Source organism: Burkholderia sp. PU8-34 (genome assembly GCF_053427725.1).
Window position 1 is genome coordinate 163,161 of the sequence record NZ_JBSAXC010000007.1, and the last position, 21,329, is coordinate 184,489.

Annotated in this window: 16 protein-coding genes and 1 riboswitch; of the genes, 10 read left to right on the forward strand and 6 right to left on the reverse strand. The window is 65.8% G+C overall.

Annotation, left to right across the window (positions count from 1 at the left end):
• The first annotated feature begins 256 nt into the window (after positions 1–256).
• Complete coding sequence (locus ACV22Z_RS18725; protein ID WP_448077775.1) at positions 257–1,165, forward strand: LysR family transcriptional regulator; 909 nt, start codon at positions 257–259, stop codon at positions 1,163–1,165.
• 132 nt (positions 1,166–1,297) lie between these two features.
• On the opposite strand, the gene ACV22Z_RS18730 is transcribed toward ACV22Z_RS18725, so the two are convergent.
• Positions 1,298–3,994 carry an ATP-binding protein gene (locus ACV22Z_RS18730; protein ID WP_448077776.1) on the reverse strand — a complete coding sequence of 899 codons (2,697 nt, stop codon included), beginning with the start codon at positions 3,992–3,994 and terminating at the stop codon, positions 1,298–1,300.
• A gap of 776 nt (positions 3,995–4,770) precedes the next feature.
• On the opposite strand from ACV22Z_RS18730, the gene ACV22Z_RS18735 reads away from it, so the two are divergent.
• The 8 genes from ACV22Z_RS18735 (at position 4,771) to ACV22Z_RS18770 (ending at position 13,630) form a co-directional block, all read left to right on the forward strand.
• Positions 4,771–6,651, forward strand: a complete 1,881-nt coding sequence (locus ACV22Z_RS18735; protein ID WP_448077777.1) for an amidohydrolase — start codon at positions 4,771–4,773, stop codon at positions 6,649–6,651.
• 58 nt (positions 6,652–6,709) lie between these two features.
• A complete protein-coding gene (locus ACV22Z_RS18740; RefSeq protein ID WP_448077778.1) occupies positions 6,710–7,105 on the forward strand; it encodes a DoxX family protein in 396 nt (131 codons plus the stop codon).
• Positions 7,106–7,422: 317 nt separating this feature from the next.
• Entirely contained in the window at positions 7,423–8,076 is a 654-nt protein-coding gene (locus tag ACV22Z_RS18745; protein WP_448077779.1) for a hydrolase, read from the forward strand.
• A 66-nt stretch (positions 8,077–8,142) separates the two neighbouring features.
• The gene (locus tag ACV22Z_RS18750) at positions 8,143–9,753 is read left to right on the forward strand and encodes an MFS transporter (protein WP_448077780.1); all 1,611 of its coding nucleotides are present in this window, start codon (positions 8,143–8,145) and stop codon (positions 9,751–9,753) included.
• 61 nt (positions 9,754–9,814) lie between these two features.
• Positions 9,815–10,954 (forward strand): HlyD family secretion protein, encoded by a 1,140-nt coding sequence (locus tag ACV22Z_RS18755; protein WP_448077781.1) that lies wholly within the window; start codon positions 9,815–9,817, stop codon positions 10,952–10,954.
• Positions 10,955–11,010: 56 nt separating this feature from the next.
• Positions 11,011–12,504: an efflux transporter outer membrane subunit gene (locus ACV22Z_RS18760; protein WP_448077782.1), complete on the forward strand. Its 1,494-nt coding sequence runs from the start codon at positions 11,011–11,013 to the stop codon at positions 12,502–12,504.
• A 390-nt stretch (positions 12,505–12,894) separates the two neighbouring features.
• On the forward strand, positions 12,895–13,245 hold the full coding sequence (gene phaP / locus ACV22Z_RS18765) for a TIGR01841 family phasin (RefSeq protein ID WP_448077783.1): 351 nt from the start codon (positions 12,895–12,897) through the stop codon (positions 13,243–13,245).
• 187 nt (positions 13,246–13,432) lie between these two features.
• Positions 13,433–13,630: a hypothetical protein gene (locus tag ACV22Z_RS18770; RefSeq protein ID WP_448077940.1), complete on the forward strand. Its 198-nt coding sequence runs from the start codon at positions 13,433–13,435 to the stop codon at positions 13,628–13,630.
• Positions 13,631–13,662: 32 nt separating this feature from the next.
• Here ACV22Z_RS18770 and ACV22Z_RS18775 read toward each other — a convergent pair whose 3' ends face one another.
• The 5 genes from ACV22Z_RS18775 to speB form a co-directional block, all read right to left on the reverse strand.
• Complete coding sequence (locus ACV22Z_RS18775) at positions 13,663–13,824, reverse strand: hypothetical protein (RefSeq protein WP_448077784.1); 162 nt, start codon at positions 13,822–13,824, stop codon at positions 13,663–13,665.
• A 137-nt stretch (positions 13,825–13,961) separates the two neighbouring features.
• Positions 13,962–15,650, reverse strand: a complete 1,689-nt coding sequence (gene betA, locus ACV22Z_RS18780) for a choline dehydrogenase (RefSeq protein ID WP_448077785.1) — start codon at positions 15,648–15,650, stop codon at positions 13,962–13,964.
• 36 nt (positions 15,651–15,686) lie between these two features.
• The gene (locus ACV22Z_RS18785) at positions 15,687–17,195 is read right to left on the reverse strand and encodes a purine-cytosine permease family protein (protein WP_448077786.1); all 1,509 of its coding nucleotides are present in this window, start codon (positions 17,193–17,195) and stop codon (positions 15,687–15,689) included.
• A 157-nt stretch (positions 17,196–17,352) separates the two neighbouring features.
• Complete coding sequence (locus ACV22Z_RS18790) at positions 17,353–18,861, reverse strand: aldehyde dehydrogenase family protein (RefSeq protein ID WP_448077787.1); 1,509 nt, start codon at positions 18,859–18,861, stop codon at positions 17,353–17,355.
• 110 nt (positions 18,862–18,971) lie between these two features.
• Positions 18,972–19,949, reverse strand: a complete 978-nt coding sequence (gene speB, locus ACV22Z_RS18795; protein ID WP_448077788.1) for an agmatinase — start codon at positions 19,947–19,949, stop codon at positions 18,972–18,974.
• Between the two features lie 155 nt (positions 19,950–20,104).
• Here speB and ACV22Z_RS18800 point away from each other — a divergent pair, with 155 nt between their 5' ends.
• Complete coding sequence (locus ACV22Z_RS18800; RefSeq protein WP_448077789.1) at positions 20,105–21,001, forward strand: LysR family transcriptional regulator; 897 nt, start codon at positions 20,105–20,107, stop codon at positions 20,999–21,001.
• A gap of 224 nt (positions 21,002–21,225) precedes the next feature.
• Positions 21,226–21,311: riboswitch (glycine riboswitch) on the forward strand.
• The last annotated feature ends 18 nt before the right edge of the window (positions 21,312–21,329 follow it).

Below are 21,329 nucleotides of genomic sequence, written 5' to 3' on the forward strand. Positions count from 1 at the left end.
CGTTGGGGGCCGGCATCGCGTCTACACGCTAGGCGAACGCCGCGCGAATGTCCTGAATGGGGCCTGAATTTTCCTGATGGCGCAGTGACGGATCGTGCCGCCGCCGGCCGGATACGCATCCCGCAACCGTTCATTCGACGATCGCGCGACCGCTCGTGCGGGGATTCACGACTGAAATCTTCTTAATCACGTGGGAGAATGCAGGCCCGTGCCGGTAGCATGACGATCCGATGCACTTTCCTCTTCTGGACTCGCGATGAAGTTGTCATTCGAAGCGCTCGAGGCGCTGGACGCCATTGACCGGACCGGCACGTTCGCCGAGGCCGCCGAACTCCTGCACCGCGTGCCGTCGGCGATGAGTTATCTCGTGCAGAAGCTCGAGAGCGACCTCGGCATCGCGCTGTTCGATCGCAGCGGCCGGCGCGCGAAGCTCACGCACGCGGGCCGTGTCGTCGTCGAGGAGGGCCGCCGGCTGCTGCGCGCCGCCGAGGAACTCGAATTGAAGGCGCAGCGCGTTCAGGACGGCTGGGAAACGGAGTTGCGCATCTGCGTCGACGAAATCCTGCCGTTCGAGGCGCTGTGGCCGTACGTGCACACGTTCTACGGGCTCAGCATGGATACGCGGCTGCGCCTGTCGACCGAAGTGCTCGGCGGCACCTGGGACGCGCTGATTTCACGCCGCGCAGATCTCGTCGTCGGCGCGGCGGGCGAACCGCCGGTGTTGCCGAACATCATCGCGCGGCCGATCGGCACGCTGAAGCACGTGTTCGCGGTCGCACCGAACCATCCGCTCGCCGAATTGCCCGAGCCGCTGTCGATGACGTCGGTCACTCAGTATCGCGGCGCGGTCATCAGCGATACGTCGCGCGAATCGCAGCCGCGCTCGGTCGCGATCGATGCGGGCCAGCCGTATCTCGCGGTGCCGACGCTCGCCGCGAAGCTCGCCGCGCAATGCGAAGGGCTCGCGGTCGGCACGCTGCCGGAATGCATGGCGGCGCGCGCGATCGCGACCGGCAAGCTCGTCGCGCGCCAGGTGACGGGCATGCGCGACACCACCCACTGCTATCTCGCGTGGCGCGACGACGAGGCCGGACGCGCGCTGCACTGGTGGGTCGAGCAACTCGACCGCACCGACCTCGTCGACCGTTTCACCGCATTGATCTGATCAGCGATGGTTCGCGCGGTAACGGGCTTGCGCGAGCCGCCAGAAGGGCGAGCGCAACAGGCATGACGCGGCGATCGGCCATTCTGGCCGCCAGCCCCCATGAATGAATTTCTGACATCAGCGGAACGTGCCCTAAGCGTTCCACCACGCGTCGAGCACCTGGCGCGTAGCGGGCGCCGCATGCAACGCGCGCACCGGCAGTGCGAGATCGGCACGCAACCGCTCGAGTTCCGACACGAACCAGCGCTCCCCGCTGGTGTCGGCATGCTGCCGCATCAGCGCATACGTGTCGGCCGCTTCGATCAGCCGCCCGTCTTCGTACAGGCAACGCGCGTAGCGCGCGAGCAGCAGCGCGAGCGGCGCGCGGTACCCGGTTGCGCGCAGCGCATCGAGTGCCGCCTCGAATTGCGGCAGCCGCGACGTGCCGGCATCGGTGTCGGCACGCAGGTATTCGTCGTAGCAATCGCAGCACGCGAGCCAGGTCGAGCACCCGGCGCGGGCCGCGCACGTGCGCAGCGCGGCGATGCCTTGCGCCGCCACGTCGAGCGCGCCCGACAGCAGCGCGATCGGCACCAGCCCTTCGACCAGCACATAGCCGGTCACGAGGTCGTGCGCATAAACGCACGCCTTGTCGAACGCCTGCTGCGCGAGCCGCAGCGCTTCGTCCTTGTCGTCCTTGTCGTCCTTGCTGCCCTGGCACCAGCGCACGCGCGCAAGCGTCGCCTGCGCGACGATCCCCTGCTCGATGTGCATGCCGAGGTTCGTCCAGCGATGCGCGCCGTGCTCGTACGCATCCAGCATCCGTTCGAGTTGTTCGCGGGCCGCATCCTGCTCGCCCAGATAGTGCAGCGCGACGGCTTCGCTGCGCAGCGCCAGCACCTGCGACGCCGGGTGATCGAGCACGCGGGCCCGCTCGGTCAGCCGGCCGGCCCACTGCAGCGCGGCGCGCACGTCGCCCGCCTGCTGGCAGGCGCTCCAGTGGCCCCATAGCGCGCGCAGCTCGTATTCGGTGTCGCGCTCGGCCATCGCGAGCGCGTGCACGTCGGCCCACGCGTCATGCACGGCCCGCGTCGGCCCGGCCGTATAGGCGAGCGACGCTGCGTAGGCCGCGAGCAGCCGCATCCGCGTGCCGGCGGAGACCGGCCCGATTTCCGGATCGAGCGTCGCGTCGAGCGCGACGCGCGCACGTTCGCAGCATTCGGCGACGAGCGACAGGTCGAACAGGCACGGCACCGCCATCGTCGCGAGTTCGACGCCGACCGTCCGGTCGCCGCTCGGCGAGAACGCCCAGTCGAGCGCGGTACGCAGGTTGCCGAGCTCGTGCCGGAACGCGTCGAGCCACGCGCCGGGCTGCGCCGCGTCGCGCGCGCGCGGCGTCTGCGCGAGCAGCGTCCGGAAATACCGCGCATGCGCTAGCGCGGCGGACTTGCGTTCGCCGTTGTCCTCGAGCTGCTGCAGCGCGTACGCGCGCGTGACGGCCAGCAGCCGGTAGCGCGTCGCGCCGTGCGCGCTTTCGCGGATCACGAGCGACTTCGCAACGAGCCCGCCGAGCGCATCGAGCGCCGCAGTCCGCGACACGCCGCGCGCGTCGGCGATGTGATAGACCGCATCCAGTGAAAACCCGTCGAGGAACACGCCCAACGCGCGCAGCAGCACGCGCTCGGTCTCGTCGAGCAGCCGGTAGCTCCAGTCGAGCATCGCCTTCAGCGTCTGGTGGCGCGGCAATGCCGTCCGGAAGCCGCCTGCCAGCAGCCGGAAATGGTCGTCGAGATGCGCGGCCAGCACTTCGATCCCGAGCACGGCCGCACGCGCCGCGGCGAGTTCGATCGCGAGCGGCAGGCCGTCCAGCCGGCGGCACACGCAGCCGATCAGCCGCAGGCTCGCCGCGTCGAGCGGAAAGCGCGGGTCGCTGGCCCGCGCACGCGCGACGAACAGCTGGACGGCGGCGGCATGCAGGATCGCGTCGTCGCCGTCATGCTCCGCCGGCACGTCGAGCGGCGGGATCGGCTGCAGCCGTTCGCCCGGAATGCGCAGCGCCTCGCGGCTGGTCGCCAGCAGGCCGATTCCCGGGTGCGCGTCGGTGATGGCGCCGGCGATCTGCGCGGCGGCATCGATCAGGTGCTCGCAGTTGTCGAGCACGAGCAGCATGCGGCGCCCGGCCAGATGCGCGACGATCGCATCGAGCGACAGGCCGCCGGCCGGCTGCGGCATCCCGAGTGCGCTCGCGAGCGCATCGAGCGCGAAACGCGGATTCGATACCGATGCGAACGGCACGAACACGATGCCGTCCTCGAACTGCGCGCACGCGTGCGCGGCCGCGGCCGCTTCCACCGCCGCGCGCGTCTTGCCGATGCCGCCCGCGCCGACCAGCGTGACCACGCGCGCGCGTTCGAGTGCGGCGAGGATGTCGGCGATCGTGCGCTGGCGCCCGACCAGCTCCGATGCATCGGATGCAACGCAGGGCCGCAGCGCGAACGGCACGGGCGCAGCCGGCGCGGCCGGCGCGGCGGTTTCGGCCTCGGTGTCGGTGCCGGCGTTGTCGTGCGCGGCGACGAGCCGGTAGCCGCGCCCCGGAACGGTCACGATCCGGCCGCGGTCCGCGCCGAGCGCCTTGCGCAGCGCAGCAATCTGCACCTGGAGGTTGTTTTCCTCGACGATGGTATGCGCCCACACGTGGCGCATGAGTTCGTCCTTGGACACCAGGCCGCCTTCGGCCTGGATCAGCAGTTCGAGGACATCGAACGCGCGGCTGCCGAGGCGCAGCGGTTCGCCGTCGCGGCGAACCTCGCGTTTGTCGAGAAGGACGTCTAGGGGCCCAATCCGGATCATGGTGAGACGATGTTTCCGAGAGTCGATCGGCGACGCCTGATACAAGGACAACGGGGCGCCTCCGTTTGGGAGCCCTATGCTACGTCAATTGCAGCGTGTGATGATTTAAATATTCGGAATTCAACGATCGAATTATTTGAATTGATGCAGCCGATGCGGTCACATATGTCCGAAATGCGAATGATCCGGAATCCGGTCTTTTTTTCCGGTCGATCGCCGCCGGTTCGGCAAAGACAGGCGGGCGCGCCGGCGCCGGATCGTGAAAGCCGGCTGTCGTTTCGAATGACAATTATCGAGCGGCGGAAAATGGTAATTAAGGACTCTTTTACGAGCGGCATTGCCGATCCGGTGTCCGCGGGTTGGCGGCGATGAAACTGAATATGCGAACAAGCGCATGCGTCGCGCAATACGCCGGCCACTCCCGCCCCGCCCGGCTCGCGCATGGACCTGGCTTCCGCTCCCGCGAGCTCGCCGGCCCGTGATTGCTTTGCGCACCGCGCAATGCGATCCGTCACGCGGGCGACACGATCCCGGCGGTTCCTGGCGACGCGCGAACGCCGGCCGCTTGCGCGCGCGATCGTACCCGCATCGCCGGCCGGCGTGTTTGCGGCCGCGCATTGCCTGCACGCCGCGCAGACGGCCTTTCAGAACATTTCAGGTGGTTCTCAGGACTTTCATCGCCGGCTTGCCTAATGTTGCGGGCAAGACGCCGGCATGTTGCATCGTGCCGGCACGCCCTCACGGCTCGCATCGCGAGCACCCACGGGAAACGCCAGATGACAACCCAGACGAATGACGCTGCGGTAGCAGACACGATCTTTTTCAACGGCAAGATTGCCACGCAGGACGACAAGCGGTCGTTCGTCACCGCGCTCGCGGTGAAGGACGGCCGGATCCTTGCGTCGGGCAACGACCGCGAGATCATGCGTCATGCGCGCGACGGCACGCCGCGCGTCGACCTGCAGGGCCGCACGGTGATCCCGGGCCTGAACGATTCGCATTTGCACGTGATTCGCGGCGGCCTGAACTTCAACATGGAACTGCGTTGGGACGGCGTGCCGTCGCTCGCCGATGCGCTCGGCATGCTGCGCCGCCAGGTCGCGCGCACGCCCGCGCCGCAGTGGGTGCGCGTCGTCGGCGGCTGGAACGAGTTGCAGTTCGCCGAGCGGCGCCTGCCGACGCTCGACGAGATCAACGCGATCGCGCCGGACACGCCCGTCTTCATCCTGCACCTGTACGACAGCGCGCTGCTCAACGGGGCCGCGCTGCGCGCGGTCGGCTATACGAAGGACACGCCGAACCCGCCCGGCGGCGAGATCCAGCGCGACCGGCACGGCAATCCGACCGGCATGCTGATCGCGCGCCCGAACGCGGGGATCCTGTACGCGACGCTCGCGAAGGGCCCGAAGCTCGGCCACGACGACCAGATCAACTCGACCCGGCATTTCATGCGCGAGCTGAACCGCCTCGGCGTCACGAGCGCGATCGATGCGGGCGGCGGCTATCAGGCGTATCCCGACGACTACGCGGTGATCATGGATCTCGCGAAGCGCGGCGAACTGACGATGCGCATTGCGTACAACCTGTTCACGCAGAACGCGAAGCAGGAGATCGAAGACTTCGCGAAGTGGGTGAAGATGACGAAGCCCGGCGACGGCGACGAGTTCCTGCGCGTGAACGGCGCGGGCGAGATGCTCGTGTTCTCCGCCGCGGACTTCGAGGATTTCCTGGAGCCGCGCCCCGACCTGCCCGCGTCGCTCGAAGAGGAACTCACCGCGGTCGTGCGGCTGCTCGTGCAGCACCGCTGGCCGTTCCGGCTGCACGCGACGTACGACGAATCGATCAGCCGGTTCCTGAACGTGTTCGAGGCCGTCAACCGCGAGATCCCGTTCAACGGGCTGCGCTGGTTCTTCGACCATTGCGAGACGATTTCCGACGCGAACATCGCGCGCATCGCCGCGCTCGGCGGCGGCATCGCGGTGCAGCACCGGATGGCTTACCAGGGCGAGTACTTCATCTCGCGCTACGGCGCGGAAGCCGCCACGCGCACGCCGCCGATCCGCGCGATGCTCGCGGCCGGGCTGCCGGTTGGCGCGGGCACCGACGCGACGCGCGTCGCGAGCTACAACCCGTTCGTGTCGCTGTACTGGATGGTGTCCGGCCGCACGGTCGGCGGCACCGAGCTGTACACCGAGCGCAACCGGCTCGACCGGATGGAAGCGCTGCGGCGCTACACGGTCGGCAGCGCGTGGTTCTCGAACGAAGACGACCGCAAGGGCGCGCTGGTGCCTGGCCAGTACGCGGATTTCGCGGCACTGACGGACGACTACTTCACGGTCGACGAGCCGCAGATCAAGTATCTGTCGTCGGTGCTGACGGTGGTCAACGGCAAGGTCGTGCATGCGGACGAAGAATTCGCGCCGCTCGCGCCGCCGCCGCTGCCGGTCAGCCCCGAGTGGTCGCCGGTGGCCGAATTCGGCGGCTACAGCCGCTACCGGCCGGCCGCGTCCGCGTCCGAGCGCGCGTGCGTGGACGGTTGCGCGAAGCTGTGCGGCGTGCACGGTCACGGCCACCTGTTCGCGTGGCGCAGCAACGTGCCCGTGAGCGACGACAACGGCTTCTGGGGCGCGCTCGGCTGCAGCTGCTTCGCGTTCTGATGCACGGCTCCATGCACCATCGGCACGATCGGCACCACCGGCCATGAACGATACCTTGATGACCCAGTTCACCGCGCACTCGACGGACCTCGGACTGCTGTTCCTGCGCGTCAGCGCCGGCGTGCTGCTGCTGATCGTGCACGGATTGCCGAAGATCCGGCACTTCACGAGCGAGGAAGAAGCGATCGAGGATCCGTTCCATTTCGGCAAGCTGCTGTCGATCGGCTTCGCGATCTTCGCCGAAGTGCTGTGCCCGCTGCTCGTGATCGTCGGCTTCGCGACGCGGCTCGCGTCGCTGCCCGTGATGGTCATCTCGGCGATCGCGTTGCTGCGCGTGCATCCGGAATGGACCGCGCAGCAGGCGCAGTTCGCGTGGATGCTGATCATCATGTTCGGCACGCTCGTGATCGCCGGTGCGGGCCAGTACTCGCTCGCCGCGTGGCTGAGCCTGTAGCGGACGAACCGGGACGCGCCGATGAGCCGAACCGCCGCTGGCATTCGCAATGCGGCGCATCCCGCCGCCGCATGCGTGCCAGCGGCCTGATCCCCGGCTCCGGCCGGAAGGAGTGACGCGCGCCGACACCTGCCGACACTGACACTGCACTGACACTGATTCGCCCAACCGTCGCTGCGCCGCGGCATCGCGACCTGCGCCGCATGCGACGACTTTCGTCCCCGGGGCAGCCCGACGGCCGGCCGATCTGGCCGGGCGCCGGCGCCTGATCCGGGAATCACGTCCGACTGTCCACCCTACCTGCAACGGAGATTCACATGCCCACCGCAAAAGCCCAACCCGGCAAGGCGCTGCTCGATCCGACCAATCACACGCTGATCATGATCGACTTCCAGTCGCAGATGTCGTTCGCGACCAAGTCGATCGACGCCGTCTCGCTGCGCAACAACGCCGCGCTCGTCACGCGGGCCGCGAAAGAATTCAACGTGCCGACGATCCTCACGACCGTCGCCGAGAAGAGCTTCTCGGGCCCGATGTTCGAGGAAATCACGTCGGTCTTTCCGGAAGAGAAACTGATCGACCGCACGTCGATGAACACCTGGGAAGATCCGCGCATCGCCGAGCGCGTCAACGCGATCGGCAAGGACCGCATCGTGCTGGCCGGCCTGTGGACGTCGGTCTGCATCGTCGGCCCGGCGCTGTCCGCCATTGACCAGGGTTTCGAGGTCTACGTGATCGCCGACGCGTGCGGCGACGTCTCCGACGAAGCGCACGAGCGCGCGCTGCAGCGCATGATCCAGGCCGGCGCACGCCCGATGACGTCGCTGCAGTACCTGCTCGAACTGCAGCGCGACTGGGCACGCACGGAAACCTACGTGCAGACCACGACGACCGCTGCGCAGTTCGGCGGCGCATACGGCCTCGGCATCATCTACGCGAAGACGATGTTCGGCGCGAGCGAAGGCCACTGACCTGCATTGACCTGTACCGCGGCGGCGCGCCGGTCACGACGCGCCGCCGCGCCTGCCCGGCAAGACATGAGCGAAACCACTTCCTCCGCCCCGCTTGCGGCGGCCGCGCCGCCTGCCGCCGCCACCGCGATGACGCCCGCGCAGGTTCGCCTGCTGCTGCTCGGCCTCGGCCTCGCGACCGGGATGGAGTTCTATACGTTCGACAGCATGAACCTCGTGCTGCCGGACCTCACCGGCTCGCTCGGCGTGTCCGCCGACGAGGCGAGCTGGCTGCTGACCATCTACAGCAGCGCGCTGTTCCTCGGCGTGCCGGTGTCGATCTGGCTCGCAGGACACGTCGGTTACAAGCGCTTCCTGCTCGCGACCGTCGTCGCGTTCGCGGCCACGTCGATCGGCGTCGCGCTGTCGCCCGAATTCGATGCGATGCTGTTCTGGCGCGCGCTGCAGGGGTTCTCCGGCGCGGGGCTCGTCGTCTGGTGGCGCGCGAGCATCTACGTGCTGATGCCGAAGCCGCAGCGCAGCCCGTCGCTGATGCGCGTGTCGACGGTGCTGTACCTGTCGAGCGCCGCGGGCCTGCTCGCGAGCGGCTACATCACCGAGCACTATCACTGGCGGCTGATCTTCCTGCCGAACCTGCTGTACGCGGCGGGCGCGCTGTGGCTGATCTCACGTCATTTCCCGACGCTGCCGCGGCCGTCGTCGGAGCGCCATGTCGCAACCGACTGGCCCGGCATCGTGTTGCTCGGCGTCGCGCTCGTGTCGCTGCAGATCATTCTCAACCGCGGCGAGATCGACGACTGGTTCGGCTCCGCGCACCTGCGCGCACTGGGCTTCACGTGCGCGGCCGCGCTGGTCCTGTTCGTCGCGTGGCAGTCGAGCCCGTCGAACCGCACGCCGCTGCTGTGCCTCGAGCTGCTGCTCGACCGCAACGTGCTGTCGTCGGCGGTGCTCGGCGTGTTCACGGGGATGATCCTGTCGGGCAGCGTATTCGTGCTGCCCGAATTCCTGCGCAATCTCGCCGGCCAGACCTACAGCGCATCGCAGACCGGGCAGATCATGTGCGTGTATGCGCTGTTCGCGGCCGCGATCCGGCCGTCGATGGTCGACCTGATCGCACGCATCGGCCAGCGCAAGGCGATCGCGATCGCGCTGCTGATGCTGATCGCGTCGATGGTCACGTTCAACCGGCTGATGACGTCGGGCACGCCGGGCCCGTTCTTCATCGTGCCGCTGATGCTGTATGCGTGCTGCCTCGCGCCGCTGCTGCCGGCCGTCGGCAGCGGCACGGTCGCGCGCATCGACCAGAACCGGCTGCTCGACGGCGTGTCGCTGTACATGACGTTCCGGCAGTTCGGCGCGTCGCTCGGCGTCGCGATCCTCACGATCCTGATCTCGCATCGCGAGACGCTGCACTCGGCGCGGCTCTACGACCATGTCCGCGTCGACAACCCGGTCACCCGCGACTGGCTCGCCAAGGTCGCGTCGACGCTCGGCACGAACGGCGGCTATACGCCGTTCGAAAGCGGACAAGCGGCGCTGCGCGTGCTCGCCGAGCACGGCGCGCGCCAGGCCGCGACCTACGCGTACGCGGACGCGTTCGCCTTCATGGCGATCGTCGGCGTGCTCGCGCTGTGCGTGCTGCCGATCGTCCCGCCCACCCCTGTTCAAACCAAGTAAGGACCCACGTGAACGCCTGCCGTCTCACGACGCCACCACGCCCTCCCCGCCGAGAATCGCCATGAACGAAACATTGCCGCCCAAGCAGCCCGACGCCCCGGCGAGCGCCGCGCCGTCGGCTTCGGCGCCGCCCGCGAAGCCCGCCGAGAAGCCCGCGGACAACCGCCGTTCGCTGACGATCGCCATTTCCGGCGCCGTGATCCTCGCGCTCGCCGCGCTTTATTTCGTCGTGCCCGATCTGTACGAGAAGACCACCGACGATGCGTACGTCGATGCGCATGTCGTGTCGGTCATCCCGAAGATCCCGGCCTACGTGAAGACGCTGTACGTCGACGACAACAGCAAGGTACGCGCGGGCCAGCTGCTGGTCGAGCTCGATCCGCGCGACTACGCGGTACAGCTCGCACAGGCGCAGGCGAGCCTCGCGAACGCGGAAGGCAAGCTGCGCGAAGCGCAGGACCAGATTCCGGTTGCCGATGCGGACGTCGCCCGGCAACGCGCCGAGCTCGACGTCGCGCAGGCCAACGCACGGCTCGCGCAGGCCAATCTCGGCCGCCTGCAGTCGGTGTCGGACATCCGCGCGGTATCGTCGGAACGCGTCGACGAAGGCAAGGCAGCGGCCGCCAGCACGCGCGCGACCGCGGTCGCCGCGCAGGTTCGCATCGAGGCCGCGCAGGCGCAGGCGCGGCTCGCCCGCTCGCAGGCGCTGACGGCCGCGGCCGCGGTCGAGCAGGCGCGCGCGACGCTGTCGCAGGCGAACCTGAACCTGTCGTACGTGAAGATCTATGCGGCCGAGAACGGCACCGTCGCGCGCAAGAGCGTCGAGCCCGGCAATTTCGTGCAGCCGGGCCAGGTGCTGCTGTCGGTCGTGCCGGAAACGCTGTACATCATCGCGAACTACAAGGAAACGCAGTTGACCGACGTGCGTCCCGGCCAGCCGGTCACGGTCCGCGTCGACGCATTCCCGAACCTGCGCCTGAGCGGCCACGTCGACAGCATCCAGCGCGGCACCGGCGCGCGCTTCGCGCTGCTCCCGCCGGAAAACGCGACCGGGAACTTCGTCAAGGTCGTGCAGCGCGTGCCCGTCAAGATCGTGTTCGACAAGCCGGGCGACGCGCTGCGCTGGATCTCGCCCGGCATGTCGGTCGAAACGCGCATCGCCATTCGGGAGCGGCCGACATGGCTCGGATTCCTGAATTGACAGCGCGCGGCATGGAGGCCGTTCAGTCTGTTCTGCCAGCGCGGTCCGTTCAGTCCATGCAGCCTGTGCAGGCTGAGCAGGCCGTGCAGCCGGGGCGACGCAGCCGGCCGATAGCCGCGCTCGCGGCTGCGGCATTCTGCGCGTGGCTCGCCGGCTGCACGGTCGGCCCCGACTATGTCGCGCCGCATCCCGCGCTGCCGGCGACCTACGCGGAACGGCCCGCCGCGCCGCCGCTTGCGACCGCGCAGGCCGCGCCCGACCTGTGGTGGAAGAACCTCGGCGACCCGGTGCTCGACCGCCTGATCGACGACGCGCTGCGTTCGGCGCCCGACCTCGACGCGGCCGAAGCGCGCGTGCGCGAGGCGCGCGCGCGGCAGGGGATCGCAGGCTCGGCCTACTATCCGACGCTCGAGGCCGGCGCCGCGTATGACCGCACGCACGGCAGCGCAAACGTGCCGGTCGGCGTGCAGCCCGGCGGGCTCGGCAAGGGCACCAACGGCAACCTGTACCAGGCCGGCTTCGACGCGTCGTGGGAAATCGACGTGTTCGGCGGCACGCGGCGTACCGTCGAATCGGCCGATGCGTCGTACGACGCGGCGGTTGCCGAGCGCGGCGACGCGATGCTGACGTTGCTCGCGGAAATCGCGCGCAACTACGTCGAGCTGCGCGGCGCGCAACGCCGTCTCGCGGTGGCGCGCGACGACGCGGCATTGCAGCGCGACGCGCTCGCGCTCACGCGCTCGCAGTTCGACGCGGGGCTCGCGTCGCGCCTCGACGTGCTGCGCGCGCAGGCGCAGGTGTCCGATACGGAATCCGACATTCCGGCGTTCGAGGCGGACGCGCGCGCGGCGATCTACCGGATCGGCGCGCTCGTCGGGCATCCGCCGGAACAGGTGCTGGCCGAGCTCGACGCGCCCGGCCCGATTCCGGCGCCCGTCGCGGACGTGCCGATCGGGCTGCCGTCGGACCTGCTGAAGCGCCGCCCCGACATCCGCGCGGCCGAACGGCGCCTCGCCGCGGCCAACGCGCGCATCGGCGTCGCGCAGTCCGACCTGTATCCGCACTTTTCGCTGACGGGCGTGGCCGGACTCCAGAGCCTCGACGCGTCGTCGTTCCTCACGATGCCGAGCCGCTACCTGAAGGTCGGCCCCAACATCAGCTGGCTGATCTTCGATGCAGGCAAGGTGCGCTTCGCGGTGCGCGCCGAACAGGCACGGACCGACGAAGCGGCCGCCGTCTACCGCCGCACGGTGCTGGGCGCGCTGCGCGACGTCGAAACGGCGCTGTCGTCATACGGCCGCACGCAGGTGCGGCGCGACCGGCTCGCCGACGAAGTAAAGGCGGATCGCGATGCGGTGACGGTCGCAACGCGGCTGTATCGGCAGGGGCTCACCGACTTCCTGCCGGTGCTCGATGCGGAGCGCGCGCTGCACGCGGCCGACGACAAGCTCGCGCAGACCGAACGCGATACGGCGCTCGCGCTCGTCGCACTGTACAAGTCGCTCGGCGGCGGGTGGTCGGCGGATAGCGGCGCGGTGGCGCAGCGTTGAGTGGGCGGGGGCATGGTGGCCGGCACGTGACCCGTGCCGGCCTGCCCTGGGCGCCGGTGCATCCGTGCACGCGGCAGACTCGTTTTTGCGGGCAGGTGGGCGGGGGCACGACTGCGCTTCGTGGCCATTGCATCGCGCGAATGATTGACCGATGCCGGACTCGCCTGTTCGGCTTCACGTCATTTTTCCGTCTGCTCGATCCACACGGCTGGTAACGTTTTCTGCGGGCATCTACCTACGAAACCGGCGCGCAGAATTCGATCCGACCAAGCTAGAATGCCGACTCCGAATCGACATTACGTTCACGCAGGAAATAGTCGGGGTTTGCCCGGCTTGTCTCTTGGCAGCTGCATGCAAGATTCGCGTCGAACCATACTTGGGAGGGGACGAATGACGGGGTACACGCCGGAGCAACTTGCCGTGTCGAGCAAAGCCAATGCAGCCGCCATGTTTGCGCTGTCGAACCAGGCATTCGAAGGCTGCGAGCGAATGGTTCACCTCAACCTGGAAGTGGCCCGACAGGCGCTTGCGGAAATCAGGTCGTACTGGGCCGAAGCGCTGTCGTGCAAGGCACCCGAACAGGCTATCGCACAGCAAACGAAACTCCTTCAGTCGCGCGCCGAGCGGGCATGGTCGTATGGTGGTCAGCTTGCCGCCATTGCGTCGCACACCCACGCGGAATGGTTGAAGGTCGTCGGCTCGCAATACGAAACCCAATCACGAAGCGTCCCGCGCTTTTAGACCTTTCGCACGGCACGCACCGCCCAGTCCACACGAAAACTGCGACGCGCACGCTGAACGCGACGATTTGGGCTGCGGTCATGTGATCGTGCGAGCCATTGCTGACAACACCGAGATGTGGATGCGCCATGCGTCGGCGCATGTACCCGTAATCCGATAGTTTCGATACGAGGACCCCATGCTCACAATGTTGAGTCCGCACGAAATCACCACGCTGATGATGGTGTGGAATGCCCCGGACCAGATTGGTTCCGACCGCGAGGAGCTTTTCGCGCTGCTGGAGCGCCAGCTGGTCGCCTTCGATCCATCGGCGTCGGACTGCCGGCCGATCCGGGTAACGGACGAGGGACGTGCCGTGCTGAAAGCTGTCTCGCGAATTCGCTAGGCGGAGTCGGCAGTGCGGCAGGTCCGCGATGGTCACACGCTCATCGAGACACGCAACGCGTCCAGGGCTTCGGCAATCGGCTTGCCGCGATTGCCTGCCAGCCGCACGGGGGTAAAAAGCAGCGAGGACGTGTCGCGAATCCGGACCTGCACGACTGCAACGTATCCCGGATTGCCGCTCGACGTGGCCGGCACGGTGAAATTTCTCAAATTGAGTTCCCAACCGGCGAACTCAATTTGAGAGGCGGCTGCAGCGCAATCATTTCCTCGATTGGGTTCCTGTCACCGCCATGCATTGTGTCCGGCTGCGCGAGCCAGCCTGAATGCGCCATTTATACGGCAACCCTGCGCTTGGGAGCGCTGGTGCGCTGCTGGGTTTCCCATTTCTCCGCGAGGCCGATTGATACATTGGATGGGTCGAGCATCGGCCGGCCACGCACCAGATCGGCGGCCCGCTCGGCCAGCATGATGGTCGGCGCATTCAGGTTACCGTTCGGCTCGGTCGGGAACACCGACGAATCGATCACACGCAAGCCTTGGAGGCCGCGCACGCGCAGTTCGGAATCCACCACTGCCATGTCATCCTCACCCATCCGGCACGAGCCGCACGGATGCATGGTGCTTTCCATGTTGGCGCGAACGAAGGCGTCGATCTGATCGTCGGTTTTCACATCCGGCCCCGGCGCCAGTTCCACCCCGCGGAAACGGTCCATCGCCGGCTGACCGACGATTTCACGCGTCAGGCGCACGCAGCGGCGGAACCCCTCGCGGTCTTCCTCGCGCTCCAGGTAGTTGAATCGGATTTCGGGATGTTCATACGGATCGGCAGACCGTACGCGAACATGACCGCGACTCTTGGGCTTGTTCGGTCCGGTCAGCACCATGAAGCCGTGGCCCTTGTATGGCTTGTCTCCGTCGTAGCGCATGGCCGCCGGCAAGAAATGGAACTGGATGTCCGGCCAGCGCAGGCCGACTTCGGAACGAATGAACCCGCCCGCTTCGAAATGGTTGCTGGCGCCCAGCCCATCCTTGAACAGCAACCAGCGCAGGCCGATCATCGCCTTTCCGAGCAAGCCCATCTTGCCATTGAGCGACACCGGTTCCTTGCACTCGAACTGGATGTAGATTTCCGAGTGATCCTGCAAGTTCTCACCGACGCCGGGCAGGTCGTGCCTGACTTCGATACCCGCGTTGCGCAACACTTCGGACGGGCCGATGCCCGAGCGCTGCAACAGATGGGGCGAGCCGATCGGCCCGGACGACACCAGCACCTCTCGCGCACAGCGAACAGTGTGCGTGACACCCCCCTGCTCATAGATCACACCGACGGCACGTTTTCCTTCCAGCACGATCTGGCGCGTCATCGCATTCGTGACGACGGTCAGGTTGGGCCGTTGCATCGCCGGACGAAGATAAGCGTTGGCTGTCGACCATCGCACGCCGTCCTTGACCGTCATATGCATCGCCCCGAACCCTTCCTGCATGTAGCCGTTGCAATCGTCTGTCTTGATGTAGCCGGCCTGGGCACCTGCTTCCACCCAGGCACCGTACAACGGGTTCTGCATGTTGTTGCCGTTGTTGGTGCTAAGCGGGCCGTCAGCGCCACGGTAGTCGTCGCCGCCGAATTTGTAGTTTTCCGCCTTGCGGAAATACGGCAAGCAATGCCGGTATCCCCAATCGCGCGCGCCAAGGGATTCCCATTCATCGAAGTCGCACGCGTGACCGCGGATATAAACCAGACCATTGATCGACGACGACCCGCCGAGCACCTTGCCGCGCGGGCAATGCAGGCGGCGTCCGTTCAAATGCGGTTCCGGTGTGGTCTCGTAGTGCCAGTTGTATTTCCGGGTGTTCATCGGCATGGAGAACGCACTCGGCATCTGGATGATGATGCTACGATCGCTTCCGCCATATTCGAGTATCAGGACGCTGACGTTCGGATCCTCGGTCAGGCGGTTTGCCAATACGCATCCAGCCGATCCGGCTCCGACAATGATGTAGTCGTAGTATTTTGTAGTCACGATTATCTACCTCGATAAATGATCCGGGCCGCTGCGTCAGGCGCGATGTTTCTCGCCAGTCGTGTATTCCGGCATGTTCTCTTCGATGTGCCTGATCACCGCCTCCTCTCGTTGCAAGTCGAGCGAACCGCAGAACACGTAGTACACCAGCGCAGATACGAACAGCCCGACCAGCCAGGCCAGGTCCACGCTGCCCATCGCCCTGGCGAGCGGACCGACGTAGACTTCACGATCGCCGTCGAAGACACAGAAGAACGGGATCATCGCCACGAATCCAATGAGATAGGACAGCAGGCCACGGACCCCCCAACGCCCATAGATATTGCCGTTCGGGCGGAAAAAATGCGGTACCGCATAGCGGCCCTTGCGGACGAAGAAGTAATCGGTGAGATTGACGGCGGTCCAGGGCACAAGGAAGTACAGCATCACCACCAGATAGATATTGAGCACCGAAAGACCGGAACCCGACGTATAGATGCGCATTGCCACGCCGAACTGCAGGAGCACGACGAAGATGATCGCGATGATCCGTGCCTTCGCGGTCGGCTCGACCTTCCTGAACGAGTCCACGCTGGTAATGGCCGTGAGCTTGGCGCTGTAGATTTTCATGGCAATCACCGGAAGGAACGCGAGGATCGTGATGGCCACGACCACGGCTCCCAATTTCGGGGCAATGCCTGCACCGACGCTGTTGAGCGCCACCAGGACATCGGTGGCATGCAGGTGTGCCCCAAGCCAGCCGCCAACCGCGATCATCCATGCGCCGGATAGTGATGCCCCCACGAACACAGCCGTGATCAGCTTGCTGCTCGAGGTGTTCTTCGGCAGGTAACGGGAATAGTCCGATACATACGGGGCGTAGGCGATGTTGTAGCTGGCCGCGGCTGCAAACTGCGCGATGAACCCGGTCCAGTTGAATCCCAGCGGCGCGGCCGGCGCGCCCCCCGTCGCTGCCGGCGCGTCCTGGATCCATCCCATCAGCACCGCCAACGTTACGATGCCGTAAAGCGGCAGCGAAAGATAAAGCGACCATTTGAACGTCCGGTGCATCCAGTCATGACCGAGGATGGCCAGGACGGTGGCCGGCACCGTCACCGCAAGCGCAACTTGCATCGGGTCCCAGTTGTACAGCGTCCTCAGCCCCTGCATCATCAACACGAGGTTGACGATGTTGAAGCCCGCGAAGACGAACAAGGTCGCCAACAGCACGAGCACCACGCCGCGATATCCGAATTGCGCACGAGACTGGATCATCTGCGGAAGACCAAGGTGCGGGCCTTGCGAACCATGGAAGGCCATGAACAGCGTACCGAACATGATGCCCAGCGTTCCGGCGATGGTCGTCCAGAGCGAATCAAGACCCACGCTCGGCCCGACAAAGCCGATGGTCATGGTGAAGAACGTGAAGTTTCCGACGAACCAGAACGGGCCCTGGCTGGACAGCTTGTCGGTACGTTCGCTTTCCGGAACGAAATCGATCGAGCGCCCTTCAATGGCACTCTGATCGCTACGCGGCACGTTCAGTGCCTTTGTTTCTGCTTGCATGATGTACCCCATGATCTCAAAGGGTGATGCCGTGCAATTTCATCGAGCCCTGTCGGACCAACAGTTCGATGGCTTCATAGTCCGGGCGGCCGCTTCCGGCCGGCCGCAGGCAGTCGCCATGCGTGCCGGCTCGGAAGGGCTCGCAGCGTATGCGCGCTCAGGGCAGCGTGATGCAGACCGCCTTGGTTTCCATCAGGTAGTCGAGCTGCTCCGGCCCCAGGTCCTTGCCGAACCCGGACGTCTTGAATCCCCCGAAAGGCAGCGACGGATCGATGGTGCTGTGGGCGTTCACATAAACCGTGCCGGCCTGCAGTTGCGGGATCAGGCCGTGCACCCGGCCGAGGTCGTTCGAATAGATCGCGGCAGCCAGGCCGAACGACGAATCGTTGGCGAGCGTCACGGCCTCGTCCAGCGTATCGAACGGCGCGGTGACCAGCACCGGTCCGAATATTTCCTCGCGGACGATGCGCATGTCGTTACGGCAATGTGCAAAGATGGTCGGCTCGACAAAATGACCCGGGCCCTCTTGGGGGCGCCCGCCGTAGTAGCATTCGGCGCCTTCTCGAATCCCGGCTTCGATGTACGAAAGCACGGTGTCCTTCTGTTTGGCCGACACGAGCGGGCTGATGAAGCAATCGCGGTCCAGCCCGGGGGCAATCTTCAGCGTCGACGTGTATTCGGCGAGCGCGGCCAGGAAGCGATCGTAAATGCTGCGGTGAATGTAGGCACGCGTCCCTGCATCGCAGACCTGCCCGGAATTGAAGAACACGCCGTTGGCCACGGCTTGTGCGGCGGCATCGATATCGGCATCGTCCAGCACGATGACGGGTGATTTGCCGCCGAGTTCCAGCGTGACGCGCTTGATGTTTTGAACGGCGTTCTGCCCGACGGCGCGCCCGACCGGCGTCGAGCCGGTAAACGTCAGCTTGTCGATGCCTGGATGGCTTGCCATCGCGGCACCGATCACGCTGCCACGCCCGGTCACGATGTTGACCACGCCGTCCGGAATGCCGGCTTCCTGAACCAGTTCGGCAAAACGCAGCGTCGACAGCGACGTAAGCTCGGCCGGCTTGACAACCGTGGTACAACCGACCGCCAGCGCAGCCGCCAGTTTCCACGCCATCGTCTGCAACGGATAGTTCCACGGTACGATCGCGCCCACTACACCGATCGGCTCCTTTCGCGTATAGGCCAGGTAATTACCTGGCAACGACGGCTCGACCGTACGCCCATGCAACTTGGAGGCCCAACCGGCAAAATAGCGGAACGTATCGACAGTGCCCTGGATATCGATCGCGCGCGCCTGCACGACGGATTTTCCCATGTCGATCGATTCGATCTCGGCCAGTTCGTCCGCATGGGCTTCGATCAGATCAGCCAATCGGTGCAGCAGACGCTCACGCTCGAGCGGCTTCAGGCGACGCCATTCGCCATGGTCGAACTGGTGACGCGCCGCCGCCACCGCGCGGTCGAGATCGGCCGTCGTCGCGAACGGAATGTGCGTGATGACGCCTCCGGTAGAAGGTTCGGTGACGGCGCTGACCTGGCCGTCGCCGCCCTCCACCCATTCGCCGCCGATGAACATCCTCATCGACGAGGCAAGAAAGCTTCGGGTCGCATGCGAAACGCCATGGCGGTCGAGATATTGCGCAACAACGGCATCCATTCTGATCTTCCTTGATATGCCCGCCCCGGACCTCGCTTCAAGGCCGTCGGGCTTTGCGGTGATGACTTCGGGCGTCGTGCGGGACACCCCCGGATTACGGATGCGGACGCTCAGCGTCCTCTTGCCAGACTGCGCGCATGGAAGATGAAGCCGATGCTGTTCATCAGCAGTTGCGCGGCCAGAATCGACGTCGTTCCGGTCGGGTCATACGCTGGTGCGACCTCGACCAGATCCATGCCGATGATGTTGCCGCGGCTTCGTCTGGCGAGTGCCTGAATGATTTCCAGTACTTCGTAATACTGGAAGCCGCCGTGACTGGGGGTACCGGTACCCGGCGCGATGGATGGGTCGAACCCGTCGATATCGATGGTGATGTAGTACGCACCGCTGTCCGGAATCTGCTCCAGCACGCCTTCGGTACCGAGGCGCCGAACATCTCGCACGGACAATATGTTGGAGCCCGCTGCACGGGCGGCATCGTAGTCGCTGCGATTGGAAGACGACACGTTCCGGATGCCGAGCTGCGTCATGCCGGCGATGTGCTCCATTTCCGACGCGCGGCGCAGCGGGTTTCCGTGGCCGTATCGCACGCCGTGGCGCTCGTCGACGAAGTCGAGGTGAGCGTCGAAATGCACGATATGAATCGGCCCGCGGCCTTCGAACGCCTTGATCACCGGCGCATGCACGGAATGATCGCCGCCCAGCACCACGGGCATTGCGCCGGCGGCGAGAATCTTGCGCACGGCCAGTTCGATGTTCGCGTTGCTCGCGCCCATGTCGGTGTGCACGATGTCGGCGTCACCCACGTCGACCATGCGCAGCTGATCCTCGGTCAGGTAGAGCACGTCGTCTTCGTGATCGTAGGCGCCAGCGTGCCCGAAGGAAAAGAGGGTGGACGCCTCGCGGATGCCGCGCGGCCCGAAGCGCGCACCTGAACGCCACTGGGTACCCATGTCATTCGGCGCGCCGAGGATCGCGACATCGGCGTCGATGCGTTCCCAGTCCAGGCAAACCGGCGCCTTCGCAAAGGTGCAATGGCCGACAAACGGCAGGTTCAGCCGGCCTTTCTCATACGTATTGCTCTGCATTGTCTCCGTCTCCATCGGTGGATCGTCTCCCAAGGCCAGTCGTCTGCGCGCTTGCCTTTACCGCGACTATGGGGAAGAATTTGCACCGAAAAAATAGGAGACATCGGATATTCATATCGACTTTTTCCGATGAAAACCATGGAGGAGAGCGAAAAATGAAGCAACTGCAGGACGTCGACCTGAAACTGCTCAGAATTTTCATGACCATCGTGAAATGCGGTGGATTCGCCGCCGCGCAGGCGGCACTGAATGTGAGCCAGTCGACCATCAGCGAGCAGATGACGAGCCTGGAAACGCGTCTGGGTGTCAAGTTGTGCGAACGCGGCCGCAGCGGATTTCGTCTGACAGAACACGGCGTTGCGACCTACGAGTCGGCGCAACGCCTGTTGTTGGCGGTGGAGACCTTCTGCATGGATACCCATGCGCTCAAGCAACGCATCTCGGGCACGCTGTATCTCGGCATCATCGACAACACGGTCACCGACACGGACAGCATGCTGCCGCGCACGCTACGCCAGTTCGTCTCTCGTGGCCACGACGTGCAGCTGGACATCTACATCGGGACCCCCGCCGAACTGGAGGAACGTGTGCTCGACGGGCGGCTGCACGTGGCGATCGGGCATTTCCCTCTTACCGTTGCCGGGTTGTCCTACACGCAACTGTACGAAGAGCCCGATGGGCTCTACTGCAGCCGGTACCACCCGCTGTTCTCGAGCGACGCGGCAGGCGACGAACTGATCAGCGCGATCAGGCAAAGCCAGGTCGTCGCGCGCGGCTTTCTGCAGCAACGAGATCTGCAACTCCTCAAGAGCGGCAGTGCCGCCGCCACGGTGGACAATATCGAGGCACAAGCGATCCTGATCCTGACAGGTGCCTATATCGGCTTTCTGCCCAAGCATTACGCGCAGCATTGGGTCGACGCGGACCAGATGCGCCAGATTGCCTCCGAGCGCCTCGGCTCGACATGGCCGTTTTCCTCGATCACCAAGCGAGGTGCGGCGCAGCCGACCGTTCTGCGCGCGTTCATGGACGACCTGATGGCCAACGCATAGCGCCGCGTTCTCGCGCGGTGGACGCATAGACAATCTCGGATATTCATTTCGGATTCCACCGAAGTATCGCGCCGACGGCAATCCTGGCAACGCCTTGTCATGCAAGGCCCGGCACCGGCATCGCATGGCGAGCGCCATGCGCCGCGACCTCTGCCCCGCACGAGCCGGGTGACAAAGACGAGTTGACAACGCAAATGGCGTCCGACTAGATTGTCACCAGCTATCGGGATGTGTCGGGAGAGACCGCCATTGGCGGCGCCGAAGGGGAATCGCCCCAGAAACTCTCAGGCAAAAGGACCGACATATCGACTAGCGCTCTGGAGAGTAG

Excerpts from the sequence above, each read along its gene's own strand:
- ACV22Z_RS18785 (WP_448077786.1), bottom strand. The coding sequence starts at position 17,195 with ATGCAAGCAGAAACAAAGGCACTGAACGTGCCGCGTAGCGATCAGAGT.
- speB (WP_448077788.1), bottom strand. The coding sequence starts at position 19,949 with ATGCAGAGCAATACGTATGAGAAAGGCCGGCTGAACCTGCCGTTTGTC.
- ACV22Z_RS18725 (WP_448077775.1), top strand. The coding sequence starts at position 257 with ATGAAGTTGTCATTCGAAGCGCTCGAGGCGCTGGACGCCATTGACCGG.
- phaP (WP_448077783.1), top strand. The coding sequence starts at position 12,895 with ATGACGGGGTACACGCCGGAGCAACTTGCCGTGTCGAGCAAAGCCAAT.
- ACV22Z_RS18790 (WP_448077787.1), bottom strand. The coding sequence starts at position 18,861 with ATGGATGCCGTTGTTGCGCAATATCTCGACCGCCATGGCGTTTCGCAT.
- ACV22Z_RS18750 (WP_448077780.1), top strand. The coding sequence starts at position 8,143 with ATGAGCGAAACCACTTCCTCCGCCCCGCTTGCGGCGGCCGCGCCGCCT.
- ACV22Z_RS18735 (WP_448077777.1), top strand. The coding sequence starts at position 4,771 with ATGACAACCCAGACGAATGACGCTGCGGTAGCAGACACGATCTTTTTC.
- ACV22Z_RS18770 (WP_448077940.1), top strand. The coding sequence starts at position 13,433 with ATGTTGAGTCCGCACGAAATCACCACGCTGATGATGGTGTGGAATGCC.
- ACV22Z_RS18800 (WP_448077789.1), top strand. The coding sequence starts at position 20,105 with ATGAAGCAACTGCAGGACGTCGACCTGAAACTGCTCAGAATTTTCATG.
- ACV22Z_RS18745 (WP_448077779.1), top strand. The coding sequence starts at position 7,423 with ATGCCCACCGCAAAAGCCCAACCCGGCAAGGCGCTGCTCGATCCGACC.
- ACV22Z_RS18740 (WP_448077778.1), top strand. The coding sequence starts at position 6,710 with ATGACCCAGTTCACCGCGCACTCGACGGACCTCGGACTGCTGTTCCTG.
- ACV22Z_RS18760 (WP_448077782.1), top strand. The coding sequence starts at position 11,011 with ATGCAGCCTGTGCAGGCTGAGCAGGCCGTGCAGCCGGGGCGACGCAGC.
- ACV22Z_RS18755 (WP_448077781.1), top strand. The coding sequence starts at position 9,815 with ATGAACGAAACATTGCCGCCCAAGCAGCCCGACGCCCCGGCGAGCGCC.
- ACV22Z_RS18730 (WP_448077776.1), bottom strand. The coding sequence starts at position 3,994 with ATGATCCGGATTGGGCCCCTAGACGTCCTTCTCGACAAACGCGAGGTT.